This window comes from Undibacterium sp. KW1 (assembly GCF_009937955.1).
In the GTDB taxonomy this organism is placed as follows: Bacteria; Pseudomonadota; Gammaproteobacteria; order Burkholderiales; family Burkholderiaceae_D; genus Undibacterium.
Window position 1 is genome coordinate 2,430,638 of sequence record NZ_AP018439.1, and the last position, 13,988, is coordinate 2,444,625.

The following is a 13,988-nucleotide window of genomic DNA, read 5'->3' on the forward strand; positions in this document are numbered from 1 at the left end:
AAATGGCAAGCACACTGTATATCTCTTTGCCCTCCAGAGTGGCGGCACAACACAGGCCAGACTGGTCTGCGCAAGCATTGGCTTTCGCCTTGATATCGGCAGAAGGCCGCCTGCAACAGCAAGGGCATTCCAGCCTCGCCGATTTAAAAGCGCTGGCGATCAGCGCAAAACAGGTGGCTTTTATCCTGGCTGCCAGTGACACCAGTTTGCTGAAAACCAAAGTGCCACCGATGTCGGCAGCCAGGTTGAAACAGGCATTGCCGAATTTGCTCGAAGATCAGTTGATTACCGATCCTTCAGACCTGGTGCTGGTCGGTGGTGATGTGCAGGATGGAGAAGTCACTGTTGCCGTCACGGATAAAGCCTGGCTTGAAGGCTTGGCCAAACGGGTAAAAGACTGGCCGACCAGGAAATTTTCTGCCTATCCAGCACAATTGTCGCTTGCCTATGATGAGGCCAGCCAGACTGCCTCAGCCCTGATAGAAGAGAAAGATGAGGGACTGGAGCTGAGCCTGCGTGACGGTGTTCAGCATGGCCTGGGCCTGAGCCTTGAAAGTGCAGGCATGGGCGATGCGCTTTCCATGCTGGCGCAATTGAGCAATAGCACCAAAGTTGCTGCTTATGTTCCGGCAACTGCAATCGAAGCATGTCAACTGGCATTGAAGTCAGATGGCCTGGAAGACAAGATAGAAATCTTGCCAGTAAGCTGGGTCAACCGGGTAGCGGGTATCAATACCAATACGCCCGACCTGATGACAGGCGTGGCGGCAGAACACATGGCCAGTTTTGACTGGAGCAAATGGCGCTGGCCGCTACGTTTGGCAATAGCCTTGGCGGTAGTCAATTTGCTGGCGCTGAATATTGAATGGTTCAATCTGAGGCGTGAAGAAAAAGATCAGAAGAGTGCCTTGTTGCAGGTATTCCGTAATACCTATCCAAAAGAAACCGTCATTTCTGACCCGTTGAAACAGATGCAACAAAAAATCAACATATCAAAACGGGCAGCCGGACAGTTTGCAATCAATGACTTTGCCGTGATTGCAGCGCAATTCTCGCAAGTATGGGACAGGGTCGGCGTGCCTGGTGGTGTGGCGTCCATAGAATACAAAGACAGGTCATTGTTCGTCAGAATCAAACCGAATGTGCAAGTGCCGATGGATGCCTTGCGTTCTGCACTGGGCGAGCAATCCATGAAAATCACTACCGCATCAGATGGTGCTTTGCGTGTTTCCACCGGGGGTAAAGAATAATGTTCAGTGCAATAAGAGAACAGTTCAATTTCTTTTGGCAGTCCAGGGTAGAGCGCGAGCGCAAAATGCTGATCATTTGTGCCTTGTTCATTATTGCTGCCATAGTCTATGGTTTTTTTCTTGCTCCTGCCTTGAACGGCCGCAAGCAATTGAGTATTGCATTGCCTGTCTTGAATCAGCAATTGGCAGAAATTACCGAGTTAAGCAAACAGCAGGCCGGCTTGACTGCCAATTTGTCTGAATTTGTTGCGCCTGTGAGCCGCGAGCAAATAGAGGCGGTGTTGGGGCGGCGTGGTATCAAGGTGCAAACTGTCGCAGTCAGTGATGATCTGGTACGTTTGCAAATTCCAACTGCTTCTTATGCAAGTTTGATGGAATGTCTGGTGGAAATGCAAAAAGCCTCAAGACTGACCGTGGAAGAAGCAAAGCTGGTGTCCCTGCTCGAAAGTGGTCAGGTAAGTGCGACCCTGACTTTGCGGCAGCAAAGAAGTTCTACCTGAGGCCGGAATACAGCGATGTTAATCACCCGGCGTTTGACGTGGATACTGACAGCATTGATCAGTGTCATTTTGACTGTAGTTGTGTTTTTGCCTGCCAGTTGGCTGGGCTTTGCGCTTGAAAGACAAAGCCAGGGCAGGTTGAGTCTGGGCGATGTGCAAGGCAGTTTCTGGCAAGGCTCGGCATTTGTGGGTGTGGCAGCAGGTAAAGTCGGGCCGGTGACGCCTTTGTTCCCCGGGCGGTTTCAGTGGCGAATTTCGCCTTTGCTGATGTTGGGGCAAATCAAGGTTGAGCTGGAAAATTCTGCGGCCTTGTCTGCCCCTGTCAAGATTGCAGGTAACTTCAGTCAGTGGCAAGTCAGTCCGTCGGTGTTGTTGTTGCCGCCAGAGCGGCTGGAAGGTTTGGGGGCTCCTTTGAATACCGTAGGGCCTACCGGTTTATTGCATTTGTCCTGGAATGAGTTGCTGTTTTCGCGCAAGAATGCGCAACTGAGTATGACGGGGCATATGCAACTGGAGCTGGCAGAAATGGCATCACGCCTGTCGCCTATCAAGCCTCTGGGTAGTTACCAGATGGCGTTTGATTTGCGCGGAACAGAAGCAGATATGCAGTTGTTGACGATGAAGGGCCCGATGATGCTGGCAGGAAGTGGGAAGATGACAAATGGTCGTTTCCAATTTTCTGGCAAGGCATGGGCAGAGGCAGGGCAAGAAGCAAGGCTGGCAAATTTATTGAATTTGCTTGGGCAGCGTCGTAATGACGGTGAAAAAGATGTAATTGCGTTAGAGTTCAAATGAAAACATTTCCATTAAAGCACAGGGTCGCCATGACTAGAAATTCGCTACGCCAACCTATCCAGCAATTGTCTGCATTGACTGGTGCGGCAATATTGACAGCCGGTTTCTTGATGGCACCTATGGCCATGGCACAAGACCCGTCAAAAAATACGGTCGATATCAACCTGGTTGGCGCGGATATAGAGTCGGCCATCAAGGCGATAGGTCACTATACCGGCGTGACTTTCATCATTGATCCACGCGTCAAGGGACAGATCAATCTGGTGTCGGAAACACCGCTGACCAAGGACCAGGCTTATAAGCTACTGACTTCCACTTTGCGTCTGCAAGGTTTTTCAGTGGTGACGGCGGACGGTTACTCCAAGGTGGTGCCAGAGTCAGATGCCAAGTTGCAGCCCGGCCCTACCCAGAATACAAGTTCAGAAAGAACAGAAACTGCCAAGGGTGACCAGGTAGTCACCCAGATCTATAAGCTGAATTATGAGTCATCCGCCAATATCGTGACGATATTGCGCCCGCTGATTTCGCCGAATAATACGATTAATGGTAACCCCAGCAATAATACGGTGGTCATTACCGATTATGCAGACAACATCAAGCGCTTGAACAAGATCATCGCTGCCCTGGATGTACCTGCAACCACAGATATGGATGTGGTCCTGATCAAGCATGCAATCGCTTCTGACATCGCCACCATGGTTTCCAAGGTCGTAGATTCGGGCGGCGGCGGTGCTGATCCTACCAAGCCGGTATTGCTGGCTGACCCGCGTTCCAATGCCATACTGGTGCGTGCTTCTTCTGTGGCGAAGGCAAACCAGATCAAGTCGCTGATCGCCAAGCTTGATCAGCCTACCTCACAGCCTGGCAATGTCCATGTGGTTTATTTAAAGAATGCTGAGGCTGAGAAGCTGGCGCAAACCTTGCGCTCCATCGTTACTGGCGATACATCTTCTTCGCGTAGTTCAAGCAGCACGATTTCCAATGCAGGCAGCGCAGCCAATGGTACCAACAGCCCTGTATCTGCAAATACTACCGGCACTGCGCAAAGCAGCATGCCATCATTCAGTAATAACAGCACAGGCAGCAGTTCTAGTGGTGGAGGTGCAGCGGGATATATCCAGGCTGACGCATCGACCAATACCCTGATCATTACCGCGAGTGAACCTGTCTACCGCAATTTGCGCACGGTGATAGAACAGCTTGATGCCCGCCGTGCCCAGGTTTATGTAGAGGCCCTGATTGTTGAGATCAGTGCAGACAAATCCAATGAGCTGGGTGTGCAATGGCTGGGTTTGTCAGGTGACAGTACCAGTAATTATCGTATAGGCGGCGGCACGTCGTTCTCTACCAAGGGAAATAATATCCTTAACCTTGCTGCAGGCAATGCCACTACTTTAGGCTCGGTGTTGCCGGGCTCAGGCTTGTCCCTTGGCTTGTTCAAACAAGTCAATGGTCAATTGGGCCTGGGCGCATTGGCGCGCGTGTTGCAGACAGATGGCAATGCCAATGTCTTGTCGATACCAAATATCGTCACGCTGGATAACGAAGAAGCCAATATTATCGTCGGTAAAAATGTCCCACTGATTACTGGTCAATTTACGACTGCATCCAGTGGTACTGCTGGTGTCAATCCTTTTCAGACCATAGACCGCAAACAGGTAGGTTTGAAGTTGAAAATCAAGCCGCAAATCTCTGAAGGTGGCACAGTCAAGCTGGCGATTTATCAGGAAGTATCGAGCGTGGATGATACGACCAATGCCGCAGGCATTATCACTAAGGAACGCTCGATCACTACCAATGTGCTGGTCGATGATGGCCAGATTATTGCGCTGGGTGGTTTGATTGAAGACAGCACTACTGATGGTGGCGAAAAAGTACCAGGTCTTGGTGATATTCCCTTGATTGGTAATCTGTTCAAATACCAGACCAGCAAGCGCTCTAAAACTAACCTGATGGTGTTCCTGCGTCCTACCGTGATACGCAACGCAGAGCAAAGCAATAATATTTCTGTTGATCGCTATGACTATATGCGTACCCAGATCGTACCTTCCAAGGATGGCGTTGCAGAGAATTTGTGGCCGTCTGCAGAAAAAGGAAAATTACTGACCACCCCTTTGCTGATCTCTCCTGAGAAAACACCGACCACAGGCAAGGAAGGCAAATAAGCCATGCTTGATCATCGTTTATTGCCTTATGGTTTTGCCAGGGATTTCTCTGTGCTGGCAGTCAGAGACAATGCTGTCATCAATGGCGTCGTAGAAATCCAGATTTCCAAGATGACGCCGTCTGCAGCGATATCTGAAGTCGGCCGCAAGTTTGGCAAGGTTAAACTGGTCATGCTGCCGCATACTGAGTTAGCCGAGGCAATCGCCAAGGCTTATGCCGGTTCTGGTGGTGATGCAGCCGATGTCGTCGGCGAAGTGGAGTCTGACCTGGACTTGGCCAAACTCATGCTGGATATGCCAGCGATTGAGGACTTGCTGGAGTCGGCTGATGATGCGCCGGTGATACGCATGATCAATGCGCTGCTGACGCAGGCCCTGCGTGATGGCGCATCAGACATCCATATCGAGCCGTTCGAACAGATTTCTGTCGTGCGTTTCCGCGTCGATGGTGCTTTGCGTGACGTGGTGCGTCCGAAGAAGGCAATCCATGCTTCCCTGATTTCACGTATCAAAATCATGGCGCAGCTTGATATTGCCGAAAAACGCCTGCCGCAGGATGGTCGCATTACCTTGCGCATAGGTGGCAAGCCTGTTGATGTGCGGGTATCCACTTTACCAACCGGCCACGGAGAACGTGCTGTATTGCGCTTGCTGGATAAAGAAGCGGGACGTTTGGATTTGAGTCATCTGGGCATGAGCGCCGATGTGTTGACGCAATTCGACAAGCTGATTGCTCAGCCGCATGGCATCGTGCTGGTGACCGGGCCAACTGGCTCGGGCAAGACCACCACTTTGTATGCAGCGCTGTCACGGGTAAATGCCGGTACCACCAATATCCTGACGGTAGAAGATCCTATCGAATATGAATTGGCCGGTGTAGGCCAGACACAGGTCAATGCAAAAATCGAAATGACTTTTGCCAAAGCCTTGCGGGCAATTTTGCGGCAAGATCCTGACGTCATCATGATAGGTGAGATACGCGATCTGGAAACTGCGCAAATTGCCGTGCAGGCTTCTTTGACAGGCCATCTGGTGCTGGCAACCCTGCATACCAATGATTCTGCCGCCGCAGTGACACGTTTGCTGGATATGGGGATAGAACCTTTCCTGTTGTCTTCTTCATTGCTGGGTGTTGTCGCGCAACGACTCGTACGTAAACTGTGTATCCATTGCCGTGTTGAAAAAGATGGTGCGTGGCATGCGGTCGGTTGCGAGCATTGCGGTCATACCGGTTATCAGGGGCGCGTTGGTGTCTATGAGTTATTACAAACCACGGACGCGATTCGTGCCCAGATACATCATGAGGCGGCAGAAGCAGAAATACGTGCGGCAGCCCAGGCGGATGGCATGAAAACCATGCGTGAAGATGGTGATCGCTGGCTGAAAACTGGTGTTACTACGCCAGAAGAATTGTTGCGCGTGACTAAGGAATAAGTACATGCCAGCATTTCGATATGAGGCTGTTGATAACTCAGGCCATACCAGTAAAGGCGTATTAAATGCCGATAGTGCCCGGGCTGCCCGCAGTGACTTGCGAGCTCAGGGCCTGGTGCCGGTTACTGTAGAGTCCATTGCCAATCAAATGGATGCGGGTGGCAAGCGCAAGACCAGCTTCTTTGCCGATCATCTTTCTACTGTGGAAAATGCCTTGTTTACCAGGCAATTGTCCAGCTTGCTGGAGGCTGGCTTACCGCTTGAGCAATCCCTGTCTGCCTTGCTGGAGCAATCAGAGCGCACTTATGTCCGTGACCTGGTCGGTTCTATACGCTCGGAAGTCATGGCCGGTAATTCCCTGTCTGACGCGCTGAAGCAGCATCCCAATGATTTTACTGATATCTATTGCGCACTCGTGGCTTCGGGCGAGCATATCGGCCATCTGTCGCGGGTGTTGTCGCGACTGGCTGATTACATAGAGAGACGTAATGCGCTGGTGCAAAAAGTCAGGCTGGCATTTACTTATCCGGCAATCGTGACGGTGGTGGCTTTTGCCATCGTGATCTTCTTGTTGACTTATGTGGTGCCACAAATTGTTTCTGTCTTTGCCAATACCAAGCAGAAGCTACCTTTCCTGACACTGGTGATGCTGGCAATTTCAGATTTTGTGCGGGCTTATGGCTGGATCGTTGCAATTCTGTTGGTGGCTGCTTATTCCCTGTGGCGGCTGGCTTTGCGTAATCCTGATTTCAAGATGCGCTGGCATCGCTGGTTATTGCACGCACCTTTGTATGGCAAGTTTGAACGCAGCCTGAATACGGCAAGGTTCGCCAGTACCCTGGCGATTACAACTGGCTCAGGTGTGCCTATCTTGCGGGCCCTGCAAACCAGCCGCGAAACCTTGTCCAATGTGGCCATGCGTGCGCAGGTGGAAGAGGCAACGGCCAGTGTCAGGGAGGGCGTCAGTCTGGCGCGCGCCTTGTCCGCACACAAGCATTTTCCACCTATGCTGATACACATGATCAGAGCTGGTGAGGTGACTGGTGAATTGCCCGCCATGCTGGAGCGCGCGTCAAATACCCAGGAGCAGGACCTTGAGCGCCGGGCAATGACCATGGCTGGCTTTCTGGAGCCGGTATTGATCCTGACCATGGGGATCGTCGTCTTGCTCATCGTGCTGGCGGTACTGATGCCTATCATAGAAATAAATCAATTGGTACGCTAAAAGGATAAAAATGAAACGCTTACCTGTCCTTGTGACATTTCTTTTGTTTATCGCACTATGTGCGTCATTGAGTTTTTGGGCGCTGCGTTTATTCAAGCCGCAGGCAAGGGCGGTTGCTGCCGGGTTTCAGCAAAACAGTTATGAACCAGGTACTGGGCAATGGGGTGGTATTTTCGGTAATAGCCAGGTCGCGCAAGCTACTGCCACCAATTACCAGTTAAAAGGCATTGTGCTGGCAAAGCAGGCTGAGAAAAGCCTGGCCATCATCAGTGCCAACGGAAAACCAGCTGTAGCTGTGGCCATGGATAAGGAGGTTGCTCCTGGCGTGCTCCTGAAAGAAGTGCATGAAAAATATGTGATGGTGTCTGAATCCGGCATCATGCGCCGCGTAGAATTGCCGCAAATGCCGGATATGAATCGTGGTCCGGTACAAATACCGCCCTTGAATCAGTCCAATACAGTGCCGCCACAAGTGGCGCCTGTCGCATTTCCTTCTGCCAAGCACAATGATGCACCAGGCGGACCTATCAGCAGCCCGCCACCACCTATGGTGACACCTGGCTTGCCTACGGCCTCTCTGCCATCTGCAATGCCGGGCGGGCAGCAATGAGTTCATGGCAAGATGTGTGCCCAGAAGATGTGCGTCTGGCGATAGAACAGTCACACTCATCCTGGCGGCCTGTCATAGAGAGGGGATTGCAGCGAGTGCATGAAGCCAATCCGGATTATTTCCCGGGTTTGACCAAGTCTGACTATCTGCCCAACCAGGCCAGATTATTTGCTGCCTTCTCCATGCCTATGGATGATGTACGTTACATCCTGATGGGTGAGGGACCTTATCCGAGGGTAGACAGTGCTACAGGTTATTGTTTCATGGACGGGGCGGTAAAAAGCTTGTGGTCTGATGAAGAGGGCGGTGGCTTATCCAAGAAAGTCAATCGCGCCACGTCACTCAGAAACTTCATGAAGATGTTGCTGGTCGCTTCTGGTCATTTGCAGCAAGAGGCAACTGCTGGTGACGCCATGGCTGCTGTTGCCACACAGGCGCGTTTGCCTGAGGGCGGTTTTATACAGACGCTGGACGATTTACAACACAAGCTCATTGCACAAGGATTTTTACTATTGAATGCCAGTCTGGTATTTCGTGAAGACACAGCTCCGGTAAAAGATGCAAAAGCATGGCAGCCATTTTTGCAAACTGTTTTATCTGCGCTAGATCAATATCAAAGTTCGCACAAAAAGCAAAAGGCAGTGTTAGTCTTGTGGGGTAAGATTGCCGAGCAGCTTCGTCTCATGCCCGAGACCGCACTGTACGAGCAGATCAGTGCTGAGCATCCCTACAACCTGAGTTTTATTGCTAACAAGACAATGCAGGATTTTTTCCGTCCTATGAATTTATTGGGTAACTTGCCTGAAGGAAAAATTTTGTAATATACGGTTTTACTACTGGCTTGTGGACGAGCTTTGTAGAATAATTGGGTGACACGTATTGAAGCCTTTTTTGCTTATCCAATTCATAACTTTCCCCTGCCTATGTTGAAGAAAATTGAAGTCGCTCAACTGAGGGTTGGCATGTATGTGCAGGAACTGTGCAGTTCCTGGATAGATACGCCATTCTGGCAAAAGTCTTTCTTGCTTGGAGAAATTGAAGAGTTAAAAAAAATCCAGGCAACCAAAATCCGTCATGCCTGGATTGATGTCAGCAAGGGCCTTGATGTCCTGCCCGAAGCGGTAGAAAAAACGGTCGCCGAGCCAGAGCCGCAACCCGAGCCTGCGCCAGAACCGTTGCCAGAGCCTGCTCCATCGCCGCGCCAGATCACCTCAGCCTCCATGGATGACGAACTGGGGCGTGCTTCTGCCATTGTCAGCAAATCCAAGCAAGCCGTGTTCAGCATGTTCAGTGAAGCCCGCATGGGCAAGGCGGTAGATGTCGGTAATGCCCAGAACATGGTGGAAGAAATTGCTGATTCCGTCATGCGCAATCCTGGTGCCCTGATAGGTTTGGCCAGACTCAAGACCAAGGATGATTACACCTATATGCATTCGATTGCCGTATGCGCACTAATGGTGGCATTGGCCAAGCAACTGGGCTTGTCTGAAGAGGCAACCAGGGAAGCCGGTCTGGCTGGCTTGTTGCACGATATAGGCAAGATGATGGTGGATGCTGATATTTTGAACAAACCAGGAAAATTGACGGAAGCTGAATTTGTCTCCGTCAAGGAGCATCCAGTAGCTGGCTACAAAATGTTGAAAGAGGCCAAGGGTGTCAGCGCAATTGCCTTGGATGTATGCCTGCATCATCATGAAAAAATTGATGGTACCGGTTACCCAAGACGTCTGAAGGGAGATGAGATCAGTTTGTACGCACGTATGGGGGCGGTATGCGATGTGTATGACGCGATTACTTCAGATCGACCCTATAAACAAGGCTGGTGCCCTGCTGAATCATTGCGCAAAATGGCTGAGTGGAGTAGCGGTCATTTTGATGAAAAAGTATTTCAGGCTTTTGTCAAAAGTATAGGTATTTATCCTGTGGGTACAATGGTCAAGCTGGAGTCTGGCAGGCTGGCTGTCGTCGTTGAACAACAGGTTGGCAAGTCTCTGTTATTGCCAAAGGTCAGAGTATTCTTTTCTGTTAAATCTATGGCCTACATTGCTCCAGAACTGATTGACTTGTCACGTCCGGGAATGAATGACAAGATCGCCTCACGTGAAGATGCTGCCAAATGGGGTATCAAGGACATCAATCGTTATTGGCTCGGTGAGGCTGCCAACAACCGCTAACAAGTAGTCCCTTTTTGGGAAAAGACCTCGCACGCAGGCGAGGTCCCGGACTTTATTGTTCAGGTTGTATGACGATCTTGCCTGTCACCTTGCGGGCTGCCAGGTCGTTCAAGGCTGCTGGTGTGTCTTTGAGTGCATAGCGGGCAGAGATATGTGGCTTTATTTTTCCTTCATGCAGCCATCCCATCAGCTCACGCATGGCAGCCAGGTTGGCTTTAGGCTCACGCTTGGCAAACTCACCCCAGAAAACACCAACCAGAGAAGCACCTTTGAGCAGGGTCAGATTCAATGGCAGCTTGGGTATTTCGCCATTGGCAAAACCTACCACCAGATAGCGACCGCGCCAGCCTATGGAGCGAAAAGCTGGTTCTGCGTAAATGCCACCGACCGGGTCATAAATCACATCCGGGCCTTTGCCATCTGTAGCGGCCTTGATGGCTTCGCGCAAATCCTGATTGCTGTAGTTGATAGTGACATCGGCACCATGCTGCTTGCAGATATCGAGTTTTTCATCGGTCGATGCTGCTGCAATGACACGGGCACCCAGAGCCTTGCCAATTTCTATGGCGGCAAGTCCGACACCACCGGCAGCGCCCAATACCAGCATGGTTTCACCAGCTTTTAACTGGGCACGATCTACCACTGCGTGATGGGAAGTGCCATAGGTCAGGGTGATCGCTGCTGCAACGTCAAAGTCCATACCTGGTGGCATGGGCATGACGGCATTGGCAGGGGCAACGACCTGTTGTGCAAACGCACCATTACCAATAAAGGCAATCACCTTGTCGCCAGCCTTGATATGGCTGACACCTTCACCAACGGCATAGACTATCCCGGACAATTCGCTGCCTGGCGTAAATGGCAGTTCAGGTTTGAACTGGTACTTGTTTTGTATGATCAATACGTCAGGGAAGTTGACGCCTGCTGCCTTGACATTGATGGCCACCTGGCCAGGTGCTGGCACCAGATCTGGTAAATCTTCTATCACCAAAGTGTCTGGCAATCCCCACTCCTTGCAAACAACAGCTTTCATTTTGATGTCTCCATAAAATAGTACGACCGTTTGATTTTGTGATTATGCCGTAAAAATCTGTTCTCTGTAGAAATTTATATTTCAGCATCAGGTAGAATACAAAACATGAAAATTCTGATCAGTAATGATGATGGTTATCTGGCTCCTGGCATCGTGGCGCTCGCTGAGGCCATGGCATCAATTGCCGAGATTACCGTGGTGGCTCCCGATAGTAACCGTTCCGGGGCATCGAATGCCTTGACCCTGGACCGGCCCTTGAGTGTGCAAAGAGCCAGCAATGGTTTTTACTTTGTGAATGGTACTCCTTCTGACTGCGTGCACATCGCCCTGACCGCCATCATGAAAGAAAAACCTGACCTGATCGTTTCTGGTATCAATCAGGGGCAGAATATGGGGGACGATACTTTGTATTCTGGTACCGTAGCCGCAGCGACTGAAGGATTTTTGTTTGGTATCCCGGCAATTGCCTTTTCGCAAACTGAAAAAGGCTGGACGCATCTGGATGCAGCAGCACGCATTGCGCTGGATATGGTGAAGCGTGGTTTCTCAGACTTGGCCAGACCGTTCCTGCTGAATGTGAATATTCCTAATCTGCCGTTTGAAGACATCAAGGGAGTGCGCAAGGCGCGCCTGGGTAAGCGTCATACTTCTGAGCCTGTCATCCACATGACTGATCCGCACGGTCGGGATATTTACTGGATAGGCCCGCCAGGAGCAGCACGGGATGCCAGCGCGGGGACGGATTTTGATACGACGGCCAGGCATTTTGTTTCGGTAACACCTTTACAAATAGATTTGACGAATACCCGCCAGTTGGCTGACCTGGATATGGATTTTGCATGACAACCAAGGATAAGCGCTTTCCTTTGCCCTTGTCTTCTGTGGTCAATCAAAAAGACAAGGCCGGTGGTGGGGCAGTGCGGCATACCGCGATGCCGCAAACTGCCATGCGCAATGCCGCCCATCATTTAAGTGGTGTGGCTGCAGCTAAAGCTGCAAAATCCCAGCAATTGAATGTACCGCAGGGGGCTGCAGGTTCTTCCGCAGGTTTGTCGCCTTCTTTATTGTCTGGCCCCCTGGTGTCTGAAGGCGTAAGGCGTGCCATGGTCGCTCGGGTTGCGCAACAAGGGGTCAAGGATGCGACTGTGCTGGCAGCTTTGCAAGCCGTGCCCAGACATTTGTTTCTGGAATCTGGCATGGCCAGCCAGGCCTATGTGGATGCCTCCCTGCCCATAGGCCATCACCAGACCATTTCGCAACCGTATATTGTGGCCCGTATGCTGGAAATCATGCGTAATGGTGGCAAATTGGAGCGTGTACTTGAGATTGGTACTGGCTGCGGTTACCAGGCAGCCGTCCTGTCTGTGATGGTCAAAGAGGTATATTCCATAGAGCGTATCAAGGCCTTGCATGAACTGGCCAAAAGCAATCTGCGTCCCATGCGTATCGCTAATATCCGGCTTTTATATGGCGATGGCATGCAGGGTTTGCCGGGCGAGGCCCCTTTTGACGGTATCATATTGGCAGCAGCGGGAATGGAAGTGCCGCAGGCCCTGTTAAAACAGTTGCGGGTAGGTGGTAGGTTGGTTGCACCTGTGGGCGGGCGTAATCAGGTGTTGCAATTGATAGAACGTGTATCCAATTATGAATGGAAGAGTTCTGTGCTCGAATCCTGCCATTTTGTGCCTTTGCATCCCGGCGTAATTTAGCTTTGCCCATGGCAACAATGAATTTGATAGATTAAAACAGAAATGAAGAAAATACAGCAAATACTACAAACTGGTTTATCCATAACAGTCTTGGCGGTCATGACTGCATGTACCACCAATGTCCAGAATAAGGCGCCAGTTGTGGAGCGGGGCTTTGATCCCAAGCCAGTTGATCCTCCTCCTGTCGTTGAGGTTGTCAAGCCAGTGGTGAAGGCTCCCGATAATACTCGCGGTACCTATGTGGTCAAACGTGGTGATGGCCTGTACAGAATCGCACTTGATCATGGGCAAAGCTATAGTGACCTGGTTGCCTGGAATGACTTGAAAAACCCGAACGACATCAAAGTGGGGCAGGTTCTGCGGGTTGCTCCACCGGACGCTGTCCAGGGGGCGCAAACTACGGGTGTGGCACCAAATGCCGGAATTGAAGTCAAACCTTTGCCAGTGAACGCAGCTACCAACAAAACCAGCCCGCGCGGCGACAAGCGGCCATATTCAGAGGCTAATCTCGCTGAGTTGCAGAAGGCAGATGCCACGGTAGTCGCCTCGGTTGCACCGACAGTGCCAGTCATTAAGCCTGAAAGTCCTGTACCAGCCAAGGCAGCAGAACCTGCTACGGCTGAAACCGAAAGTGTGGATTGGATGTGGCCGGCTGACGGTAAAGTCCTGGCGACATTTGACGATGTTAAGAATAAAGGCTTCGATATCGCTGGCAAGATGGGGCAGGATGTATTGTCCGCAGGTGCCGGTAAAGTTTTGTACGCAGGTAGTGGCATCCGTGGTTATGGTAATCTGGTGATTATCAAGCATACCAGCACCTTGCTGTCAGCCTATGCGCATAACAAATCCATACTCGTCAAGGAAGGGCAGAGTATAAGCAAAGGGCAAAAAATTGCTGAAATGGGAAATTCTGACAGTGATACGGTGAAGCTGCATTTTGAGATCAGGGTCCAGGGTAAGCCGGTTGATCCGGCAAGATATCTGCCAGCCCGCTAGCTTTTGCGCGCCTTTGTTGTGAAGATGCAGCAAGTGCCGATGTTTTGCGTAAATTGACATTTTTTATGTAGGGTAATTCCAGAAAAACTGTATTGGT

At 50.9% G+C, this 13,988-nt stretch carries 13 protein-coding genes; 12 read left to right on the top strand and 1 reads right to left on the bottom strand.

What is annotated here, in order from left to right; all coding sequences use genetic code 11:
- Positions 1–2: 2 nt before the first annotated feature.
- From gspL to UNDKW_RS10965, 9 genes are all read left to right on the top strand, one after another.
- Positions 3–1,250, top strand: coding sequence for a type II secretion system protein GspL (gene gspL / locus UNDKW_RS10925; RefSeq protein WP_162058706.1), 1,248 nt, complete (start codon positions 3–5; stop codon positions 1,248–1,250).
- Positions 1,250–1,750 (top strand): type II secretion system protein GspM, encoded by a 501-nt coding sequence (gspM, locus tag UNDKW_RS10930; RefSeq protein ID WP_162058707.1) that lies wholly within the window; start codon positions 1,250–1,252, stop codon positions 1,748–1,750. Before gspL ends, gspM begins: the two co-directional genes overlap by 1 nt.
- Positions 1,751–1,765: 15 nt before the next feature.
- Positions 1,766–2,545, top strand: coding sequence for a type II secretion system protein N (gspN, locus tag UNDKW_RS10935; protein ID WP_370529110.1), 780 nt, complete (start codon positions 1,766–1,768; stop codon positions 2,543–2,545).
- Positions 2,546–2,574: 29 nt separating this feature from the next.
- Positions 2,575–4,710 carry a type II secretion system secretin GspD gene (gene gspD / locus UNDKW_RS10940; RefSeq protein WP_162058708.1) on the top strand — a complete coding sequence of 712 codons (2,136 nt, stop codon included), beginning with the start codon at positions 2,575–2,577 and terminating at the stop codon, positions 4,708–4,710.
- Positions 4,711–4,713: 3 nt separating this feature from the next.
- Complete coding sequence (gene gspE / locus UNDKW_RS10945; RefSeq protein ID WP_162058709.1) at positions 4,714–6,144, top strand: type II secretion system ATPase GspE; 1,431 nt, start codon at positions 4,714–4,716, stop codon at positions 6,142–6,144.
- 4 nt (positions 6,145–6,148) lie between these two features.
- Positions 6,149–7,369, top strand: coding sequence for a type II secretion system inner membrane protein GspF (gspF, locus tag UNDKW_RS10950; protein WP_162058710.1), 1,221 nt, complete (start codon positions 6,149–6,151; stop codon positions 7,367–7,369).
- A gap of 10 nt (positions 7,370–7,379) precedes the next feature.
- Positions 7,380–7,979 carry a type II secretion system protein N gene (locus UNDKW_RS10955; protein WP_162058711.1) on the top strand — a complete coding sequence of 200 codons (600 nt, stop codon included), beginning with the start codon at positions 7,380–7,382 and terminating at the stop codon, positions 7,977–7,979.
- A complete protein-coding gene (locus UNDKW_RS10960; RefSeq protein ID WP_162058712.1) occupies positions 7,976–8,800 on the top strand; it encodes a uracil-DNA glycosylase in 825 nt (274 codons plus the stop codon). The genes UNDKW_RS10955 and UNDKW_RS10960 overlap by 4 nt, the downstream gene beginning before the upstream one ends.
- Before the next feature lie 102 nt (positions 8,801–8,902).
- Entirely contained in the window at positions 8,903–10,153 is a 1,251-nt protein-coding gene (locus UNDKW_RS10965) for an HD-GYP domain-containing protein (protein WP_162058713.1), read from the top strand.
- 52 nt (positions 10,154–10,205) lie between these two features.
- Here UNDKW_RS10965 and UNDKW_RS10970 read toward each other — a convergent pair whose 3' ends face one another.
- Positions 10,206–11,186 carry an NADPH:quinone oxidoreductase family protein gene (locus tag UNDKW_RS10970; protein WP_162058714.1) on the bottom strand — a complete coding sequence of 327 codons (981 nt, stop codon included), beginning with the start codon at positions 11,184–11,186 and terminating at the stop codon, positions 10,206–10,208.
- A 105-nt stretch (positions 11,187–11,291) separates the two neighbouring features.
- Here UNDKW_RS10970 and surE point away from each other — a divergent pair, with 105 nt between their 5' ends.
- The 3 genes from surE to UNDKW_RS10985 are packed head-to-tail and all read left to right on the top strand — an operon-like array spanning position 11,292 to position 13,891.
- Positions 11,292–12,029 (top strand): 5'/3'-nucleotidase SurE, encoded by a 738-nt coding sequence (gene surE, locus UNDKW_RS10975; RefSeq protein ID WP_162058715.1) that lies wholly within the window; start codon positions 11,292–11,294, stop codon positions 12,027–12,029.
- Positions 12,026–12,895: a protein-L-isoaspartate(D-aspartate) O-methyltransferase gene (locus UNDKW_RS10980; RefSeq protein ID WP_162058716.1), complete on the top strand. Its 870-nt coding sequence runs from the start codon at positions 12,026–12,028 to the stop codon at positions 12,893–12,895. Before surE ends, UNDKW_RS10980 begins: the two co-directional genes overlap by 4 nt.
- Positions 12,896–12,937: 42 nt before the next feature.
- Positions 12,938–13,891, top strand: a complete 954-nt coding sequence (locus UNDKW_RS10985; RefSeq protein ID WP_162058717.1) for a peptidoglycan DD-metalloendopeptidase family protein — start codon at positions 12,938–12,940, stop codon at positions 13,889–13,891.
- Positions 13,892–13,988 lie beyond the last annotated feature (97 nt).

Coding starts and splice junctions, on each gene's coding strand:
- gspE (WP_162058709.1), top strand. CDS start 4,714: ATGCTTGATCATCGTTTATTGCCTTATGGTTTTGCCAGGGATTTCTCT.
- gspL (WP_162058706.1), top strand. CDS start 3: ATGGCAAGCACACTGTATATCTCTTTGCCCTCCAGAGTGGCGGCACAA.
- UNDKW_RS10960 (WP_162058712.1), top strand. CDS start 7,976: ATGAGTTCATGGCAAGATGTGTGCCCAGAAGATGTGCGTCTGGCGATA.
- UNDKW_RS10970 (WP_162058714.1), bottom strand. CDS start 11,186: ATGAAAGCTGTTGTTTGCAAGGAGTGGGGATTGCCAGACACTTTGGTG.
- UNDKW_RS10985 (WP_162058717.1), top strand. CDS start 12,938: ATGAAGAAAATACAGCAAATACTACAAACTGGTTTATCCATAACAGTC.
- gspM (WP_162058707.1), top strand. CDS start 1,250: ATGTTCAGTGCAATAAGAGAACAGTTCAATTTCTTTTGGCAGTCCAGG.
- UNDKW_RS10980 (WP_162058716.1), top strand. CDS start 12,026: ATGACAACCAAGGATAAGCGCTTTCCTTTGCCCTTGTCTTCTGTGGTC.
- UNDKW_RS10955 (WP_162058711.1), top strand. CDS start 7,380: ATGAAACGCTTACCTGTCCTTGTGACATTTCTTTTGTTTATCGCACTA.
- UNDKW_RS10965 (WP_162058713.1), top strand. CDS start 8,903: ATGTTGAAGAAAATTGAAGTCGCTCAACTGAGGGTTGGCATGTATGTG.
- gspF (WP_162058710.1), top strand. CDS start 6,149: ATGCCAGCATTTCGATATGAGGCTGTTGATAACTCAGGCCATACCAGT.
- gspD (WP_162058708.1), top strand. CDS start 2,575: ATGACTAGAAATTCGCTACGCCAACCTATCCAGCAATTGTCTGCATTG.
- gspN (WP_370529110.1), top strand. CDS start 1,766: ATGTTAATCACCCGGCGTTTGACGTGGATACTGACAGCATTGATCAGT.
- surE (WP_162058715.1), top strand. CDS start 11,292: ATGAAAATTCTGATCAGTAATGATGATGGTTATCTGGCTCCTGGCATC.